Annotated in this window: 13 protein-coding genes; 4 read left to right on the forward strand and 9 right to left on the reverse strand. The window is 71.0% G+C overall.

The features are described 5' to 3' along the window. Window positions 1-46: 46 nt before the first annotated feature. Complete coding sequence (gene glgP / locus HNR14_RS19840) at window positions 47-2,620, reverse strand: alpha-glucan family phosphorylase (RefSeq protein WP_179702334.1); 2,574 nt, start codon at window positions 2,618-2,620, stop codon at window positions 47-49. Between the two features lie 58 nt (window positions 2,621-2,678). On the opposite strand from glgP, the gene HNR14_RS19845 reads away from it, so the two are divergent. Together HNR14_RS19845 and glgB are read left to right on the forward strand one after the other, a co-directional pair. Continuing rightward, window positions 2,679-4,805, forward strand: coding sequence for an alpha-1,4-glucan--maltose-1-phosphate maltosyltransferase (locus tag HNR14_RS19845; protein WP_425485044.1), 2,127 nt, complete (start codon window positions 2,679-2,681; stop codon window positions 4,803-4,805). Between the two features lie 51 nt (window positions 4,806-4,856). Beyond that, window positions 4,857-7,064: a 1,4-alpha-glucan branching protein GlgB gene (gene glgB, locus HNR14_RS19850; protein WP_179702335.1), complete on the forward strand. Its 2,208-nt coding sequence runs from the start codon at window positions 4,857-4,859 to the stop codon at window positions 7,062-7,064. On the opposite strand, the gene HNR14_RS19855 is transcribed toward glgB, so the two are convergent. The 3 genes from HNR14_RS19855 to HNR14_RS19865 all read right to left on the reverse strand — a co-directional run bounded on the left by HNR14_RS19855 (window position 7,048) and on the right by HNR14_RS19865 (window position 10,802). Further along, window positions 7,048-7,833, reverse strand: a complete 786-nt coding sequence (locus HNR14_RS19855; RefSeq protein WP_179702336.1) for an SDR family oxidoreductase — start codon at window positions 7,831-7,833, stop codon at window positions 7,048-7,050. The two genes, glgB and HNR14_RS19855, sit on opposite strands and share 17 nt — an antisense overlap. 49 nt (window positions 7,834-7,882) lie before the next feature. Continuing rightward, window positions 7,883-8,869, reverse strand: a complete 987-nt coding sequence (locus HNR14_RS19860; protein WP_179702337.1) for a tetratricopeptide repeat protein — start codon at window positions 8,867-8,869, stop codon at window positions 7,883-7,885. Between the two features lie 70 nt (window positions 8,870-8,939). After that, window positions 8,940-10,802, reverse strand: a complete 1,863-nt coding sequence (locus HNR14_RS19865) for a DUF8094 domain-containing protein (RefSeq protein WP_179702338.1) — start codon at window positions 10,800-10,802, stop codon at window positions 8,940-8,942. 184 nt (window positions 10,803-10,986) lie between these two features. On the opposite strand from HNR14_RS19865, the gene HNR14_RS19870 reads away from it, so the two are divergent. Together HNR14_RS19870 and HNR14_RS19875 are read left to right on the forward strand one after the other, a co-directional pair. After that, a complete protein-coding gene (locus HNR14_RS19870; RefSeq protein ID WP_179702339.1) occupies window positions 10,987-13,755 on the forward strand; it encodes a DivIVA domain-containing protein in 2,769 nt (922 codons plus the stop codon). 20 nt (window positions 13,756-13,775) lie between these two features. Beyond that, window positions 13,776-14,813 (forward strand): AI-2E family transporter, encoded by a 1,038-nt coding sequence (locus tag HNR14_RS19875; protein ID WP_021763583.1) that lies wholly within the window; start codon window positions 13,776-13,778, stop codon window positions 14,811-14,813. On the opposite strand, the gene HNR14_RS19880 is transcribed toward HNR14_RS19875, so the two are convergent. The 5 genes from HNR14_RS19880 to HNR14_RS19900 all read right to left on the reverse strand — a co-directional run bounded on the left by HNR14_RS19880 (window position 14,810) and on the right by HNR14_RS19900 (window position 18,247). Then, window positions 14,810-15,535: an alpha/beta hydrolase gene (locus HNR14_RS19880; protein WP_179702340.1), complete on the reverse strand. Its 726-nt coding sequence runs from the start codon at window positions 15,533-15,535 to the stop codon at window positions 14,810-14,812. The two genes, HNR14_RS19875 and HNR14_RS19880, sit on opposite strands and share 4 nt — an antisense overlap. A gap of 35 nt (window positions 15,536-15,570) precedes the next feature. Next, window positions 15,571-15,882 (reverse strand): hypothetical protein, encoded by a 312-nt coding sequence (locus HNR14_RS19885; RefSeq protein ID WP_179702341.1) that lies wholly within the window; start codon window positions 15,880-15,882, stop codon window positions 15,571-15,573. Window positions 15,883-15,917: 35 nt separating this feature from the next. After that, a complete protein-coding gene (locus HNR14_RS19890; RefSeq protein WP_179702342.1) occupies window positions 15,918-16,622 on the reverse strand; it encodes an aggregation-promoting factor C-terminal-like domain-containing protein in 705 nt (234 codons plus the stop codon). 71 nt (window positions 16,623-16,693) lie between these two features. After that, a complete protein-coding gene (locus HNR14_RS19895) occupies window positions 16,694-17,236 on the reverse strand; it encodes a DivIVA domain-containing protein (protein WP_179702343.1) in 543 nt (180 codons plus the stop codon). A 12-nt stretch (window positions 17,237-17,248) separates the two neighbouring features. After that, window positions 17,249-18,247, reverse strand: coding sequence for a phosphatidate cytidylyltransferase (locus tag HNR14_RS19900; RefSeq protein WP_179702344.1), 999 nt, complete (start codon window positions 18,245-18,247; stop codon window positions 17,249-17,251).

The following is an 18,247-nucleotide window of genomic DNA, read 5'->3' on the forward strand; positions in this document are numbered from 1 at the left end:
CTCCGATGAGCGCAACGACGTGAACCTCGCGCGAGGTCGGGAGGCCCTAGGAGGCGACCGAGACCAGGCCGAGCTCGGCGGTCGACAGCAGGAGGTCGTTGACCGGCACCACGCGCACCGTGTAGCCGAACGAGCCGGCCCAGGCCAGCGTGACGGTGCCGACGTACTCGTGCGCGACGGACGGGTCGTCCGTGCCGGGCACGCCGTCGTCGAGGTCGAGGCGCTGCTGCCGCACGTCGACGAGGTCGTCGCCCTCCTGGCTGCGGCCGTAGACGACCTGCACCTGGACGTCCTCGGGCTTCAGCCCGTTCAGGTGCACGAGCGCGCGCACGTGCAGCTGGTCGCCGACCTGCGGCACCGCGTCCACGCCTCCCGCGTCGACATGCGCGACGTTCACGCCGGGCCAGGCCGCGCGGACGCGCCCCTTCCAGGCGGCGAGTCCGCGCGCAGCGGCGAAGCCGTCCGCGCTGAGCCGGTCCTCGTTGCGCGACGCCGGGATGTAGAGCCGCTCGACGTACTCCTTCACCATGCGCTCGGCGCTCAGCGCCGGCGACAGCGTCGAGAGGGTGTGCCGGATCTGGCCGACCCAGGTGGAGGGCACTCCGTCGCCGTCGCGGTCGTAGAAGCGCGGGGCGATGATGTGCTCGATCAGGTCGTACATTGCCTCGGCCTCGAGCGCGTCCCGCTCCGCTCCGTCGCCGGCGGCGTCGGCCGACGGGATCGCCCAGCCGTTCTCGCCGTCGTAGAACTCGTTCCACCAGCCGTCCAGGATCGACAGGTTGAGCGCCCCGTTGAGCGCCGCCTTCATGCCGGAGGTGCCGCAGGCCTCGAGCGGACGCAGCGGGTTGTTCAGCCAGATGTCCGTGCCCGGGTAGAGCAGCTGCGCCATCCCGATGTCGTAGTCCGGCAGGAAGACCATGCGGCCGCGGATCTCCGGCTCGGAGGCGAACTGCACGAGCTTCTGGATGAGGCGCTTGCCCTCGTCGTCGGCCGGGTGCGACTTGCCCGCGATCACGAACTGCACCGGTCGCTCCGCGTGGAGCAGGATGTTCCGCAGCCGCTGGGGGTCGTGCAGCATCAGCGTGAGCCGCTTGTAGGTCGGCACGCGCCGGGCGAAGCCGATCGTGAGCACGTTCGGGTCCAGGAGGTCGCTCATCCACACGGGCGCGATCCCGCCGGGGTTCTGCTCCTCCCACGCGGCCTGGAGGCGCTGGCGGGCGTCCTGCACGAGCTGCTCGCGCATCCGGTTGCGCACGGACCACAGGTCGCCGTCGCTCACCGCGCCCGAGTTCGCCCAGTCGGCGTGCGTGGTGTCGTCGGTGCCGAGGCGGTCCAGCGCGAGGGCGCGCAGCATCGGGTCGGTCCAGGTCGGCGCGTGCACACCGTTGGTGACCGAGTCGATCGGCACCTCCTGCGGGTCGAAGCCCGGGTAGAGGCCGTTGAACATCTGCCGGCTGACCTCGCCGTGCAGCTTGGACACGCCGTTGGCGTGCTGACCGAGCCGCATACCCATCACCGCCATGTTGAAGACATCCGGCGAGCCGCCCGGGTAGTCCTCCGCACCGAGGGAGAGCACCTGCTGCACCTCCACGCCGGGGAGGAGGGAGGTGGAGAAGTAGCGCTCCACCAGCGGCCGGTCGAACCGGTCGATCCCGGCGGGGACCGGGGTGTGGGTCGTGAAGACCGTCCCGGCGCGCACGACCTGCAGCGCCTCGTCGAAGCTGAGACCGTCGCCGATGAGGTTCGCGATGCGCTCCAGGCCGAGGAAGCCGGCGTGGCCCTCGTTGGTGTGGAAGACCTCGGCCGCCGGAGCGCCCGTCAGCTCGGACCACGCCTCGAGCGCGCGCACACCGCCGATGCCGAGCAGCAGCTCCTGCAGCAGACGGTGCTCGCCGCCCCCGCCGTACAGCCGGTCGGTGACGGAGCGCAGGCGCTCCTCGTTCTCGGGGATGTCGGTGTCGAGCAGCAGCAGCCGCACCCGCCCGACCGCCGCCTGCCAGACCCGCGCGTGCAGCACGCCGTCCGGGAGGGCGAGGGAGATCTCGACGGGTGTGCCGTCCGGGGTGCGCAGCACGCTCAGCGGGAGGCCGTCGGGGTCGAGCGACGGATAGGTCTCCTGCTGCCAGCCGTCCGGCGTGATCGCCTGGGAGAAGTAGCCGGACCGGTAGAACAGGCCGACGCCGACCAGCGGGACGCCGAGGTCGCTGGCCGCCTTCAGGTGGTCGCCGGCGAGGATGCCGAGGCCGCCCGAGTACTGCGGCAGGGCCGCGGCGATGCCGAACTCCGGCGAGAAGTACGCGATCGTCCGCGGCGCCGTCTCGCCCAGCGTCTGATACCAACGCGGGTCCTGCTGGTAGGCGCGCAGCTCGTCGCGGGTGTGGTTCGCCCAGTCGACGTACCCCTGGTCGGCGGCGAGCTCGGCCAGGCGGCCGGGATCGACAGAGCCGAGGAGCGCGACCGGATCGTGCTCGACCTGGTGCCACAGCTCCGGGGAGATGCGGGCGAAGAGCTCCTTGGTCGGCTCGTGCCACGACCAGCGGAGATTACCCGCCAGCTCCTCCAGCGCGGAGAGGTTGTCGGGCAGGACGGCTCGGACGGTGAATCTACGGATGGCCTTCACCCGCCCCACCCTACGGGAGGCTCATGTCGTGCAGGTTAATGAGTGTACGGTCGGGGTTGTGGGAAAGAGCGCAGCGACCAGCCCGTCCGCCGCAGCGGCACCGGGGGCCACCGTCGATCACCTCCCGGAGGAGGGGTCGCGGCAGACGACGGCCGAGACGGCATCGGCTGCCGAGAGAGAACCGCAGGCCGAATACGTCCCCCTGCTGACACGCATCCCGATCCTCGGCCTCTCGCCGCAGGTCGACGAGGGGCACTGGCCGGCGACCGCGTTCCGTGGCGAGGTCGTCCCGTTCCGCGCGACGTCGTTCCGCGAGGGCCACGACCGCATCGGCGTCGACCTGCTGCTGCTCGACCCGGCCGGCGTGCAGACCGAACACCACATGCATCCCATCGACCCGGGCACCGACCGGTGGGAGGTGGAGGTCCAGCTCGAGACGGAGGGCCTCTGGCGCTACCGGGTCCAGGCCTACGCCGACGACTACGCCACGTGGAAGCACAACGCCGAGGTGAAGGTCCCCGCCGGGATCGACGTCGAGCTGATGCTGACGGCCGGCCGTGAACTGCTCGCCGGCGCCGCGAAGGACAAGCGCCGCAGCCCGGCGGAGCGCCGCCACCTCGGCGAGGCCGCGAAGGTCGTCGCCGACGCCGCCCAGTCGGTCGCCGAGCGCTTCGCCGCCGCGGTCGACGAGCGCATCGTCGGCATCCTGACGGAGCGCCCGATCGTCAGCCTGCCGTCACTGTCCGAGACCCGCGCCGTCACCGTCGAGCGCACCCGCGCCGGCGTCGGCAGCTGGTACGAGTTCTTCCCGCGCTCCGAGGGGGCGAAGAAGCTCGCGGACGGCTCGTGGAAGTCCGGCACGTTCCGCACGGCCGCCAAACGCCTCCCCGAGGTCGCCGCGATGGGCTTCGATGTGGTCTACCTGCCGCCGATCCACCCGATCGGCCGCACGTTCCGCAAGGGGCCGAACAACTCCCTCGAGGCCGGACCGAACGATCCCGGATCGCCGTGGGCGATCGGGTCCGCGGAGGGCGGCCACGACGCCATCCACCCGGATCTCGGCACCGAGAAGGACTTCGTCTACTTCCTCGGCAAGGCCAAGCAGGCCGGCCTGGAGATCGCGCTCGACCTGGCCCTGCAGGCCTCCCCCGACCACCCGTGGGTCACCGAGCACCCCGAGTGGTTCACGACGCTGCCCGACGGCACGATCGCCTACGCCGAGAACCCGCCGAAGAAGTATCAGGACATCTACCCGATCAACTTCGACAACGACTACGACGGCCTCCGCGCCGAGGTGCTCCGCATCGTGCGGCACTGGATGTCGCTGGGTGTGCGCATCTTCCGCGTCGACAACCCGCACACCAAGCCGCTGCACTTCTGGGAGTGGCTCATCCACACCGTCAACGCCACCGATCCCGACGTGGTGTTCCTCGCCGAGGCCTTCACCCGCCCGGCCCTGCTCCACACGCTGGCGAAGGTCGGCTTCCAGCAGTCGTACACCTACTTCACCTGGCGCAACACGAAGGAGGAGCTCGAGGAGTTCCTCACCGGGCTCGCCACTGAGACGGCCGACTTCCTGCGGCCGAACCTGTTCGTGAACACGCCGGACATCCTCACCGAGTACCTGCAGTTCGGCGGGCCGGCCGCGTTCAAGATCCGTGCGGCGGTCGCCGCGACCGGTGCTCCGACCTGGGGCGTGTACTCCGGGTTCGAGCTGTTCGAGAACGTCGCGCGCCCGGGCGCCGAGGAGTACATCGACAACGAGAAGTACGAGTACCGTCCGCGCGACTATACCCGCGCCCAGACGCTCGGCCGCTCCCTCGCGCCCTACCTGACCATGCTGAACCGCACACGCAGCGAGCACCCCGCCCTGCGCCAGCTGCGCAACCTGCACGTGCACCGCAGCGACGACGACGCCATCCTGGTCTACTCGAAGCACCTCCCCGGCGCGTTCACCCGCAGCGGCAAGGCGGACACCGTGCTCGTCGTCGCGAACGTCGACCCGCACTCCGCCCGCGAGACCATCGTGCACCTCGACGTCGCCGCGCTCGGGCTTCCGCCCGAGTCGTCGTTCGAGGTCAAGGACGTCGTCACCGGCCAGCGCTGGACGTGGGGAGCAGACAACTACGTCCGCCTCGACGCATTCACCGAGCCCGTGCACATCCTGGTCGTCAAGCCGCTCTGAGGCGCGGCCTCCCCGCCGCACCCAACGACCACACCCCTCCGAAGGAGTCCGATGAGCCCGATCCCCGAAGGCGCCGCCGCCGTCGACCTGCCCACGCTGGACGACGGCCTGCTCCTCGCCGTCGCGACCGGCGCGTACCACGACCCGCACGTGGTGCTCGGCCAGCACCAGGTCAGCGCGCCCGGCGTCGCCGACCCCGTCACCGTGATCCGCGTGCTGCGGCCGCTCGCCACCGAGGTGTTCGCCATCCTCCCGACCGGAGCCCACCTCGAGCTCGCGCACCTCGCGCACGGCATCTGGCAGGGCGTCGACATCGTCGGCCCCGGCGCCTACGAGATCGAGGCGCGCTACGCCGACGGAAGCACCTGGACCGCCGACGACCCGTACCGCTTCGCGCCGACGATCGGCGAGCTCGACCTCCACCTCATCCGGGAGGGGCGGCACGAGCAGCTCTGGACCGCGCTCGGCGCGCACGTCCGCGACCTCGGCGGCGTGGTCGGCACCGCGTTCACCGTCTGGGCGCCGCGCGCCAAGGCCGTGCGCGTGGTCGGCGACTTCAACGGCTGGGACGGCACCCAGCACGCGATGCGCACGATGGGAGTCTCCGGCGTCTGGGAGCTGTTCGTGCCCGGGCTCGGCGACGGCGAGCTGTACAAGTTCGACATCCTCGGCCGCGACGGCGCGTGGAAGCGCAAGATCGACCCGATGGCGCAGACCGCCGAGATCCCCCCGGCCACGGCCTCCGTGATCACGACCTCCCACCACGACTGGCAGGACGACGAGTGGATGCGGCGCCGCAGTGAGACCGACCCGCACTCCGGCCCGATGAGCATCTACGAGCTGCACTTCGGCAGCTGGCGACCGGGTCTCGGCTACCGCGAGGCCGCCGACCAGCTGATCGACTACGTCGTCGCGCTCGGCTACACGCACGTCGAGTTCCTGCCCCTCTCGGAGCACCCCTTCGGCGGCTCCTGGGGCTACCAGGTCACCGGGTACTACGCCCCGACCAGCCGGTTCGGCTCCCCCGACGATCTCAAGCACCTGATCGACCGCCTGCACCAGGCCGGCATCGGCGTGATCATGGACTGGGTCCCCGGTCACTTCCCCAAGGACGACTGGGCGCTCGCCCGGTACGACGGCGAAGCCCTGTACGAGCACCCGGACCCGCGCCGGGGCGAGCACAAGGACTGGGGCACGTACATCTTCGACTACGGCAACTCGCAGGTCCGCAACTTCCTGGTCGCCAACGCCCTCTACTGGCTCGAGGAGTTCCACGTCGACGGCCTGCGCGTCGACGCCGTCGCCTCGATGCTCTACCTCGACTACTCGCGCAGCGCGGGCGAATGGGAGCCGAACATCCACGGCGGCCGGGAGAACCTCGAGGCGATCGGCTTCCTGCAGGAGGTCACCGCGACCGCGTACAAGCGCAATCCCGGCACCGTGATGATCGCCGAGGAGTCGACGAGCTACAGCGGGGTGACCGCCCCGACGTCATCGGGCGGCCTCGGCTTCGGGCTCAAGTGGAACATGGGCTGGATGCACGACTCGCTGCAGTACATGCACGAGGACCCGATGTGGCGGTCGTACCACCACAGCGAGCTCACGTTCTCGTTCGTGTACGCGTGGAGCGAGAACTTCCTCCTCCCGATCAGCCACGACGAGGTCGTGCACGGCAAGGGCTCCCTGCTCGGCAAGATGCCCGGCGACCACTGGCAGCAGCTCGCCAACGTGCGCGTGTTCCTGGCCTTCATGTGGTCGCATCCCGGAAAGCAGCTGCTCTTCATGGGGCAGGAGTTCGGGCAGCCGTCCGAGTGGAGCGAGGAGCGCGGCCTCGACTGGTGGATCCTCGACCAGCCCGCGCACCAGGGACTGTGGAATCTCGTCGCCCAGCTCAACGCCGTGTACCGCGCGCATCCCGAGCTCTGGGCGCTCGACAACGAGCCCGCCGGCTTCGAGTGGATCGATGGCTCGGACGCCGCGGGCAATGTCATCGCGTTCGTCCGCAAGGATCGCGATGGATCCCCGCTCGTCGCCGTCTTCAACTTCGCGGGCGCACCGCACGAGGGCTACCGCGTCGGCCTCCCCTTCGCCGGGGAGTGGGAGGAGCTGCTCAACACGGACGCGGACGCGTTCGGCGGTTCGGGCGTCGGCAACCTCGGCGGCGTGACCGCAGCGGACGAGCCGTGGATGGGCCGGCCGGCCTCGGCGGTGCTGACGCTGCCGCCGCTCGGTGCTCTGTGGCTCAAGCCCCGGCGCTGAGCCAGGCGGCGTAGTCCGCGCCGTCGACGGCGTGCTCGGGCGCCAGGTTGCGCCCGGCACGCCAGGTCGCGCCCAGCGGGCCGCCGAGACGCAACGGGAGGATGGGGCGGCGAAAGCCCTTCGCCGCCTTCCACTGCTCGGCGAGGGCGCGGGCGCTCTCGACCGTCGGGCCCCCGATGGTGCGCAGCGAATCGTGTGCGCCATCGAGCTCGGCATCGTCGAGCAGCGCCCGCGCCACGTCGTCGACGGCGATCGGCTGGAACCGGGTACCGGCCGGCGCGATCAGCGCGCCGAACGGACGGCCGCGTTCGAAGACCGCGGACACGAAGTCATGGAACTGCGTCGCTCGGACGATGTGCGTCTCGAGGGGTGACTCCGCATACACGCGCTCCTGCGCCAGCTTGGCGCGGTAGTACGGGTAGCGGGAGTCGTCGATCCCCGCGATGGAGAGCAGGACGGCGCGGTGCACGCCGAAGCGGGCCGCCGTGTGGAGCAGGTTCTGGGAGCCCACCGCGAAGACGTGCGCGGCCTGCTTGCCCGACCCGTTGCTCGTGTCGATCAGCACGTCGACGCCGTCGACCGCCTCTTCGAGACCCGCTCCCCCGACGAGGTCGGCCGTCACGTACTGTGCGCCCTCGACGTACGCGGGGGCGTCGTCGTCGGGCACGCGTCGCGAGGCGACGACCACGTCGTGACCGCGCTCGACGGCTTCGGAGGTGACGGCGCGTCCGGCCAGGCCGGTCCCGCCGACGACGAGCACGCGGGTCATGCAGTGCCTTTCGGGAGGGGGACGGGTGCGGCCTCCGACGCCGGCGACGTCAGTAGAGCAGCGACGTCAGCCTAGCCCGCGCCTTGGCGACACGAGGGTCGTCCACCCCGACGATCTCGAAATAGTCGAGCATGCGGGTCCGGACGGTGTCCTTGCCCGGGGCGTCCAGCGTCGGGAAGAGCGTGAGCAGCCGGTCGAACGCGTCCTCCACGTGGCCGCCGGAGAGGTCGAGGTCCGCCACATCCAGCTGGGCCTGCGCATCACTCGGGTCCGCGGCCGCGGCGCCACGGATGGCATCGAGCGTCTTGCCCGCCAGGCGCGCGAGCAGGCTCACCTGGGCGAGTCCGGCGACGGCCATGGCGTCGCGCGGATCCTGCGCGATCGCGGTCTTGTACTCCTGGATCGCCGTGTCGTAGTCGCCGCGCTCGATCGCCTCGTAGGCCTCGGCGTGGTGGGGAGGCAGCGGCTCGGGCTCGGGCTCGGCCTGTGCGGCCTGCTCGCCATCCGGGGCCAGGCCGGCGTCGCCGTCGACCGTCACCGTGCCGGTGACGCCGTTCTGCGCCGCGAGCTCGAGGAGCTGGGCGAACACGTCGCGCACCTCCTGCTCGGGGAGGGCCCCGACGAAGAGCTGCACCGGGCGCCCGCCCACGAGGGCGGCGACCGCCGGGATGGACTGCGCCTGGAAGGCCTGCGTGAGCTGCGGGTTCGCATCCACGTCGACCTTCACGAGAACCACGCGCCCGGCGTAGTCGGCGACGACGCGGTCGAGGATGGGGCTCAGCTGCTTGCACGGGCCGCACCACTCCGCCCACAGGTCCACGACGATCGGCACCCGCATCGACAGGTCGATGAAGTCGTTGAAGTTGGCGTCGGTGCCCTCGAAGTAGAGGCTCGGCAGCGCGAGCGCCTCACCGGCCGCGGCAGGCGCACCGTCCACGGGCGCCGCGGGTGCGGCGGGTGCGGCGGGACGGTTGACCAGCGAACTCAGGTCGACGGCGCCCCGCAGGTTCGTGGGCGGGGGTGGGATCTGACTCATGACACCTCCAGAAGGCGGACCGGGTCCGCGTGAGCACAACTCTCAACGATACGCGGCGCGAGCCTCCGGATCACTGGATCTCTTTGGCCGCGACCATGCCCTGAGCGAAACCGAGCAGGGTGATCTTGGCGTCCGATCCCGCCGGCGGCACGTAGAAGGCCAGCTGATAGCCGTAGGTGGTCTCGATGCCCGTCTTCGAGCTCGCGACGCCGAGAGCGGCGGCGGTCGGTCCGGCGTTCACCTCGGCGCCCGCCTCGACGACCTTGAGCTGCTGCGCCTCCTGGAGGTCGACCCAGACGATCGCGCCGGAGTCGTTCGTCGCCAGGGCCACGTCGGGGTTCGGGCCGACGGCAGTGGTGAAGGTCAGCGATGCCGTCGCCGGGACGGCCGCCTTCTGCTTGGCCTTCCATTCGGCGCCGACCGCCGTGCGCAGCGTGTCGCCGTCCGCGCTGAAGAGGCTGGCGTACTTGCTCTGGTCGCCGTTCATGAGCACGTCGCCGTAGGCCGCCGCCACCTGGTTCGGCGGAAGGGCGAGGAGCTTCGAGTCGGGCCGGACGGCGGCTGCGCCGATGCTGGCCGGCGCGAGGTTCGGGACCTTGGCCTTGGGCTCGAGGGAGACCGCGTACTCGATCATGTAGTTGTCGCGCGGCGTGTCCTGGACGAGGGTGAGCGCCTGCGGCGCCTGGTCCTTGCCCGCGGCGTCCTTCGGCATCTCGATCACGGCGACGACGGTTCGCGGCCAGGAGTCGGTCGACTGCGGCAGGGAGAGCACGATCGGATCGGCGGGGATCGCGGGCAGCGCGGGCTCGTCGGCCTTCTTCGCCCGGATCGCGTAGTTGGCCTCGCGCAGCTGGAGCGCCGGTCCGGTGAAGCGCTGCTTGGCGAGGGCCGGGTCGGCCTTCGCGTCGGCATCGCCTGCGGAGACCGAGATGCGCTTGATGATCCGCTCGAGCTGCGGGACGGTCACGGCCGGCGGGAGCTGGTTCACCGGCTTCGGAACCGACGTGGAGGTGGACGTCGAGGTCGGAGTCGGCGTCGGGGTCGGCGTCTCGTCGGCGAACGCGGCGCCCGTCCCGATCCCGGAGAGCGACAGCGCTCCGACGAGGACGGCGGGGGCGATCACGCGGGAGCGGCGCGTCGAGCGGCGTCCGCGCGACGTGACCTCCACATCGGCGCTCGGCTTGTACTTGGGGGCTTTGGGGAGTTTGGGCATTTTAGGTCCGCTCTTCCGGCGCGGTCCGCGCGATTTGCGGTGGGTGTAAAGCCCCCAGAGGTAGAGGGCGATTCCGATGACGAGCAGGACGAGGCCGCCGATGATCAGCGGGAACGCCCACGGGGTGCTGGAGTCGACGGGCCAGGTGAGGAGGATCTTCGACGGCGCCGGCTTCGTGCCGTCGGAGGCCACGAGCACGCTCACCCCGTCGGGGATGCTCATGCGGGTGACCTGCGCGTCCGCGCCGTCGTACTCCTCCAGCCACAGATCGGAACCCGTGGGGTTGGGGCCCGCCGCCGCCTTCTCGCCGGTGCCGCCCGCCGGGGCGGACGCTGTCGGCGCAGGAGTCGGGGTGTCCGTCGAATCCGTCGAATCCGTCGTCGCCTTCGGCGTGACCGTGCGGGTCGTCAGCTTGTCCGCGGTCGAGTCGTACCCGACCGCCACGTACTTCTCCGTGCCGAGCCACGCCGTCACATCCTCCGTCCGCCCGATCGCGACGACCTGCGACTTCACGTCGGGGGCACCGCTGACCGAGAGCGTCTGCTGGCCGCTGTGAGCGTTCAGCGCCGAGCCGGCGATGACCACGTAGCGGGCGTCGTCGGGCACCGTGGCGCTCGCGGTCAACTGCGAGGGAGGTGCGAAAACCGTCCGCTGGGCGATGCCGGCGACGATCATGACGGCGGCCACCACGAACGCGACGATGGCGAGTACGAAACGCAAACAGATCTCCTCGTGTGCCGGGAGGGGGGCGGGCACAGACACTCCACGATAGTCGAGCACCCTGAAAGGCATCTAACCGTTCCCTGCACGAGAGTGCAGTCCCCCATGCGGGTACCCGGCGCCAAATGTAAGATCGATGCGGCGTGCGAGCAGCTCGCGTCCGGACATTTCAGGAGTAACACACGTGGCCATCGATGAATCGAACTTCACGCAGGTCTTCCGCGGGTACGACAAGGACGAAGTCGACAAGGCGGTTCAGGAGCTGCGGCGCGAGCTGATCAAGTCGAACACGCAGGCTTCGGACTCGACCAAGGAGATCAAGCGCCTCCAGCTCCGCATCGACGAGCTGAGTGCGGAGATCGAAGAGGTCGGCAGCCCCACCTACTCGGGGCTCGGCACCAAGCTCGAGAACACCCTCCGGGTCGCCGAGGAGCAGTCCACCCGCCTGATCGCCCAGGCCGACATCGACGCTGAGAAGCTGCGCGCCGGCGTCGCCGATGAGATCGAGAAGGTCAAGAAGGCCGCAGCCCAGCAGGCGGAGCGCCTGATCGCCGATGCCACCGCGCGCGCCACCACCGCCCTTGAGGACGCCCAGATCGAGGCGACCGAGCTCCAGGCGAAGACGCGCGCCGACAAGGAGACCCTCCTCAACGACGCCATGCGCGAGGCGGCGGGGATCCGCGGCGCCGTCGCCACCGAGGCCGCAGAGCTGCGCGCCACGAGCAAGCGCGAGGCGGCCGCCCTGCGCGCGGAGGCCGACCGGGAGGCCGCCGAGCTGAAGGCCGTCGCGTCCCGGGAGGCCGCGGCCGCGCGTGCCGAGGCGGCCGAGCTGGAGCGGACCATCGAGGCCCGCCGCGGCGAGCTCGAGGGCGCGTTCGCCCAGGATCGCGCCGCGTTCGAGCGGGAGGCGGCGCAGATCCGCCTGGACCTGGACCGTCGCGTGGCCGAGACCGCCGACCGTCTGGCGGCCGACGAGGCACGGTTGCGCGCCGAGCTCGCGGCCGAAGCGGCGCAGACCCGCGCCGACCTCGCGGCCGAGGTCGAGCAGCAGCGTGCGACGCTGGCGGCGGAGTCCGCTCAGACGCGCGCCGACCTCGCCGACGAGGACGCCACCACGCGGCTCTCCCTGAAGACCGAGGTGGAGCAGACCACGAGGGCGCTCGCCCTCGAGGTCGAGCAGACGAAGGCCGCCCTGGCCGCCGAGGTGGAGCAGACCCGCTCGGCGCTCGCCGACGAGGTCACCACCACGCGTTCGGCCTTGACCGACGAGGTCGACCGCGCGCGCACCGAGCTCGCGGACGAGGTCGCCCGGACGCAGTCCGCGCTCGCGGAGGAGGTCACCCGCACCAAGGCCGAGCTCTCGGACGAGGTGACGCGGACGCAGTCCGCCCTCGCCGACGAGGTCACCCGCACCAAGGCCGAGCTCGCGGACGAGGTCGAGCGCACGACCACGCAGCTCGCCGACGACACCCTGCAGACGCGCACGGCGCTCGAGAAGGAGTCCACGGAGACCCGCGCGGCGCTGGACGCCGAGCGCACCGCGACGGCCGCCGAGCTCGCCGCGGACCGGGAGCGGAGCGCCAGCGAGCTCGCCGCCGCCGCGGAGACGTCCCGCGCCGAGCTGGAGGCCGAGACCGAGCGCCGTCGCCGGGAGCTGGACGCCGAGGCGACCCAGCTCCGCGCCGATCTCGCCGCCGAGGTGGACGCCGCGCGCACCGCCCTCGCCGACGAGCTCTCGCAGGGACGCAGCGCCCTCCAGGCCGAGGTCACGTCGACGCAGGCACGGCTCGCGGCCGAGGTCGAGTCCACGCGGGCCGGCCTGGCCGCAGAGGTGGAGCAGACCACCTCCACGCTCGAGACGGAGGTCGCGACCACGAAGTCGGCCCTCGCCGCCGAGGTCGAGCAGACCAAGTCCGCCCTCGCCGCGGAGGTCGAGCAGACCAAGTCCGCCCTCGCGGCCGAGGTCGAGCAGACCACGACGAAGCTGGCCGCCGACACGGAGCAGGCGCGGTCGGCTCTGGAGACGGAGGTCAGCACGACGAAGTCGGCCCTGGCCGCCGAGGTCGAGCAGACCAAGTCCGCCCTCGCCGCCGAGGTCGAGCAGACGTCGTCGCGGCTCGCGGAGGAGACCGAGCGCAGCCGCACCACGCTGGCGGAGGACGCCCGGCGCACGGCCGTCGAGCTCGCCGACCAGCGCGAGTCCACCGCGAACGAGCTCGCCAACGAGCGCGAGCAGCAGCGGATCGCTCTGGAGGCGGAAGCGGAGCAGACGCGTCTGACCCTCGCCGACGAGACGCAGCAGGCCCGCGTCGCCCTCGAGAAGGAGACCGGAGAGGCCCGCACGGCCCTGGAGGCCGAGGTGGCGGAGGCGCGCACCGCCCTCGCCGCCGAGATCGCCGAGCGCACCGCCGAGTTCGAGCAGGAGGCAGCGGACGCGCGGGCCGCTCTCGAGACCGAGCTGACGACGCTGCGCACGAGCACGCTCGCCGAGCTCGACGCCCGCACGCACGAGGTCCAGCAGGCCCGTATCGACCTCGACGTCGAGCTGCGGGCCCGCCGCGACGAGGCCGAGAAGGAGTACCTGACTCGTCACCAGGAGGCCGTCGCCCAGACGCAGAAGTACCTCGATGACGCGAACGCGCAGCTCCAGGAGGCCACGAAGCGCACGGCGCAGGCGCGCTCGGAGAGCGAGTCCCTCGAGGCCGAGGCGCGCGAGACCATGAAGAAGGCGCGCAAGGAGGCCGAGCAGACCGCTGCGGCGATCGTGCGCGACGCCGAGGAGCGCGCGGCCGCCCAGCTCGACGAAGCGGAGGAGCGCAGCAAGCGGCTCGTGGCGGACGCCGAGGAGAGCCTCGCCAAGATCAAGATCGAGCGCGAAGCCGTCGCCGGCTACTTCGAGAACCTCCGCGGCATGCTCCAGCAGGCCGAGAGCGTCACCACCGAGCGCGACTGACCGACCGGACCGGGGGAACCATGAAGATTCAGAACGCTTTCCGCGTCGGCCTGATCGGGACGCTCGGCGTCGGGCTGGGCATCCTGATCCTGACGTCGATCGTCAGCCTCGCGACGATCATCACCTACATCGGCGCCGCGCTCTTCCTCGCGCTGGGGATCGAGCCGCTCATCTCCTTCCTGGAGCGGCGGCGCTTCCCACGCTGGCTGGCGCTGACCATCACGCTCGTCGTGATCATCGGCGCCTTCGTCGGGGTGATCTGGGCGATCGTGCCGGTCGCGATCTCCCAGGCCACCCAGCTCGTGAACAACACGATCAGCTGGGTGAACAGCGGCGGCGCGGAGGACTGGTTCCAGAGCCTCCAGCACCAGTTCCCGTCGGTCATCAACGATCAGAACATCAACGCCGTCACGCAGTGGCTCCAGCAGAACCTCCCCGACATCACCTCGAAGGTGCTGCAGACGGCCTCGGGCATCGTCCAGGGCGCCTTCGGTGTCATCATCGTGATCATCCTCACGATCTATTTCACGGCGTCGCTGCCGAGCATCAAGCGCGCGGCCTACCAGCTGGTGCCGGCCTCCCGTCGCTCACGCTTCGCCGATCTGGGCGACCAGATCACCGACTCGGTCGGCAAGTACGTCATGGGCCAGGTGTCGCTCGCCCTGGTGAACGGCGTGCTGAGCGCCATCTTCCTGACGATCATCGGCGCCAAGTTCCCGGTGCTGCTGGCGACGATCGCCTTCTTCTTCTCGTTGATCCCGCTGGTCGGCACGATCACCGGCTCCGTCATCATCGTCGCGGTGTGCATCCTGTCCGGACCGCCGACGGCGATCGCCGCCGCCATCTACTACCTGGTCTACATGCAGGTCGAGGCATACGTGCTCAGCCCGCGCATCATGAACCGCGCCGTCTCCGTGCCCGGCGCTCTGGTCGTGGTCGCCGCCCTCGCCGGCGGCACCCTCCTCGGCATCCTGGGCGCGCTTGTGGCCATCCCGTTCGCGGCGGCGCTCCTGCTGATCATCAAGCAGGTCGTCATCCCGCGGCAGAACGAGCTCTAGGCTCCGGCCCACTCGGTCGGGAGCGGGAGCGCGGCCGGGTTCAGGCGCGCGACGATCTCGTCGAGCACGCGCCGGGTCTGGTTCTCCCCCACCCACAGGTGCTTGCCGCCGGCCACGTCGACGAGCTCGATCTGCGGCAGCGGGGCGAACCGCTGGGCGGCCTCCGCGGGCTGCAGGTAGTCGTCGTGCTCCGGGATGAGCGCCACGATCGGCCGGGTGTCCCCCGCCCACGCGGCCAGGTGCTCGGGCTTCGCGCGGTGCAGCGGCGGCGAGAGCAGGATCACGCCGTCGACCGGGCACTCGCGTCCGTACATGAGGGCGAGCTCCGTGCCGAACGACCAGCCGAGCAGCCACGGGTGCGGGAGGCCGCGCTCGGTGACGAACGCCATGGCCGCCTCGACGTCGTAGCGCTCCTCGACGCCGTGCCCGAACTCGCCCTCACTGCGACCGCGCGGGGATGCCGTGCCGCGCGTGTTGAAGCGCAGGACGGCGATGTCGGCCAGTGCGGGAAGCCTCCCGGCCGCCTTGCGCAGGATGTGGGAGTCCATGAACCCGCCGGCCGTGGGGAGGGGATGCAGGGTGACGAGCGTCGCGACGGGCGGCCGGTCGAGCGGGGTCGCGAGCTCCCCGACGAGCGTGAGCCCGTCCCGGGTGTGCAGCTCGATGTCCTCGCGGTGCGCGGGCAGCTCGATGCCGCCGCGGATCTCGGTGGTCGTCGTCACGTGATCGTTCTCGTCTCTCTCGGCGGCGCGAGCCGTCAGGCGATCTTCCAGCAGGCCTCGTGCCAGTGCCGGCGCGCGGCCAGGTCGGCGGAGTCCCCCAGCACGCCGTCGGCGCGCCACGCCACCAGGTGGGCGACGCCCGGAACGATGTCACGGCCGCAGCCCGGGCACACGTAGCTCTTCTGCGCCTGAGCGGCCGAGACGGGCTGGACGTTCCATTCGGTGCCGCGACGGGTCTCGGTGCGACGCCAGCCGGCCATCAGCCGGTCGAGACCGTCGTTCTGCTGGTCGTCGACATGGCCGCGCCCCTGGCCATGACGGCCTCGGGGACGGTTGCTGCGCGGCATCCGACCAGTCTAAACCGACCGCGCCCGGGTACCGGTCAGTACCAGCCGGAGGACTCCGAGTGGTCCCACGCACCGCACGGGGTGCCGTAGCGACCGGTGATGTAGCCCAGGCCCCACGTGATCTGCGTGGCGGGGTTGCTCTCCCAGTCGGCGCCGGCGGAGGCCATCTTGCTGCCGGGAAGGGCCTGCGGGATGCCGTAGGCGCCGCTGCCGCCGTTGTGGGCGTACACGTTCCAGCCGGATTCGCGGTTCCAGAGCGAGACGAGGCAGCTGTACTGGTCGTCGCCCATCCCCCGGGCCTGGAGCATCTCGTAGGCGATCGCCTTGGCCGTGCCCGGGTCGGGCTTGCCCGCGGCCGGAGCAGCGGACGAGGACGACTTGCTGGCCGACGGGGTCGGCGTGGGGGTCGGCGTCGGCGTCGGCTTGGCCTTGACGCTCACCGTGTCACGCTGGACGGCTGTGGTGTACGAGTCCGGTGCCGTGAGCGACTGCGTCGGAGCGCCTCCGAAGCGGGAGGTCGTCTGCGGGCTGGGGAGCGTGTCGGCGTAGGCCGGGGCTGCCGTCGAACCCGAATACGGGTCCACGACGTTCACCAGGGCGAAGCCCACGGCGGCGCTGAACGCGAAGCCCCAGAGCAGGGCTCGCGACCGGATGTGCGGTCGTCGGGATCGCTTGAATGCGACTCCGACCGGGTTGGCCGGTGTCAGCGGAACGATCTCTGCTGTTTCTCGTCTACCCACGATCACAAGACCATAACGGACTTCGGCGGACAATCCAAGAAACCGCGCCCTCCCTCAGGCAACAGCCAGCCTCACCGGACGGCGAGCATCACGTCCGTGACGCTGTCGAGGAGCAGGTCGACCTGCACCTCCCGGTACCCTCCGCGCTGCTCGCGGAACGTGGCCGTGCGTACCTCTTCGACGCTCATCGGACGCCCGTCCTGGAAGTACTTCACGAGCCGGTTCGCGAACCGGTCGACGTCCTGACGGTTGTAGCCGAGGGTCAGGATGCTCACGCGGTCGAACCGGTGCCCCACCGGCCGGTCGAGGCGGTTGAGCACCACCTGCGCCGTCGTGCGGGCATCCGCGAACCAGGCCTCGTCGCCGGCGGCCTGGCGGGCCTGGTCGCGCTCGCGCTGGGCGAAGGCGTCCTCCAGGCGTTCCAGGGCCGCGTCGACGTGCGTCGTCGAGTAGCCGCCCTTCTGCATCGAGAAGGCCGTGCGGCGGATGTCGGCCGCCGTCATCGGCGCGGAGGCCTCGTCAGCGTCGTAGGCGCGCCGGGCGGTCTGCAGGAAGGCGTCGACCTGCTCGACGTCGTATCCCTGCTTCTTCGGGGTGCGGGGAAAGGTGCTCACGCCCCCATTCTGTCATCGGAAGATGAGGAACAGCACGTACGTCGCCGCGGCCGACGGCAGGATCGAGTCGAGCCGGTCGAGGAACCCGCCGTGACCGGGCAGCCACGAGCTCATGTCCTTGATGCCGAGGTCGCGCTTGATCAGCGACTCGGCGAGATCTCCCGCCGTCGCGGTGAGGAGCAGGACGACGCCGAACACGACACCGAACCACCAGGGCTGGTCGATCATGAACAGGGACAGCAGCACGCCCGCGACCACGGCGGTCGTCGCGGCGCCCGCGAAGCCCTCCCAGGTCTTCTTGGGGCTGATCGTCGGCGCCATCGGGTGCTTGCCCCAGGACAGGCCGGCCGCATAGGCGCCCGTGTCGACCGCCACCACGATGATGACGAACGCCAGGACCCACCACTCGCCCCCCGGCTCCGCGAGGAGCAGCAGGACGAAGCTCGCGAGCAGACTGACGTACAGCTGGACGAGGATGCTCCAGGTCAGGTCTCGACCCAGCGCGGCACCCCCGGCACGCCGGGCGGGGACCGCGAGCTCCTCCACGAGGCGCCACACCACGACCAGCGCGATGCCCGCGGACAGCGCGACGAGCTGACCTCCCGCGTGGAACCAGAACGAGGCCGGGATGATCGCCACCGCGGCCAGGACGGTCGGGATGCGCGGGATCCGGCGGCCGGCGCTGCGGAACGCCTGTGTCAGCTCGAACGCCGCGAACCCCGCCATCGCCATCCCGAACGGGATGAAGAGCTCCTTGATGAAGATCAGGCTCCCGACGACGATCACGCCCGCCACGAGCCCGATCAGGATCGCCAGGATGAGATTGCGCCCGGTCCGCTGCTCGATGAGCTCGTTCGTGGCGTCCAGCTGCGCCTTGCGCGCCTGCACCTGCCGTTCGAAATCGGCGCGGGTGGCCTGGACCTGGGCGCGCAGCTCTTCACGCGAACGCGGCTTCCCCCGCCTGCCCGTCTCCGGCGTGCGGGGCGCGCCGGTGCCGCTCCCCTCGCTCAT

The sequence above is a fragment of the Leifsonia naganoensis genome (assembly GCF_013410615.1).
Lineage (GTDB): Bacteria > Actinomycetota > Actinomycetes > Actinomycetales > Microbacteriaceae > Leifsonia > Leifsonia aquatica.

Coding starts and splice junctions, on each gene's coding strand:
- HNR14_RS19900 (WP_179702344.1), bottom strand. CDS start 18,247: ATGAGCGAGGGGAGCGGCACCGGCGCGCCCCGCACGCCGGAGACGGGC.
- HNR14_RS19875 (WP_021763583.1), top strand. CDS start 13,776: ATGAAGATTCAGAACGCTTTCCGCGTCGGCCTGATCGGGACGCTCGGC.
- HNR14_RS19860 (WP_179702337.1), bottom strand. CDS start 8,869: ATGAGTCAGATCCCACCCCCGCCCACGAACCTGCGGGGCGCCGTCGAC.
- HNR14_RS19855 (WP_179702336.1), bottom strand. CDS start 7,833: ATGACCCGCGTGCTCGTCGTCGGCGGGACCGGCCTGGCCGGACGCGCC.
- HNR14_RS19885 (WP_179702341.1), bottom strand. CDS start 15,882: ATGCCGCGCAGCAACCGTCCCCGAGGCCGTCATGGCCAGGGGCGCGGC.
- glgB (WP_179702335.1), top strand. CDS start 4,857: ATGAGCCCGATCCCCGAAGGCGCCGCCGCCGTCGACCTGCCCACGCTG.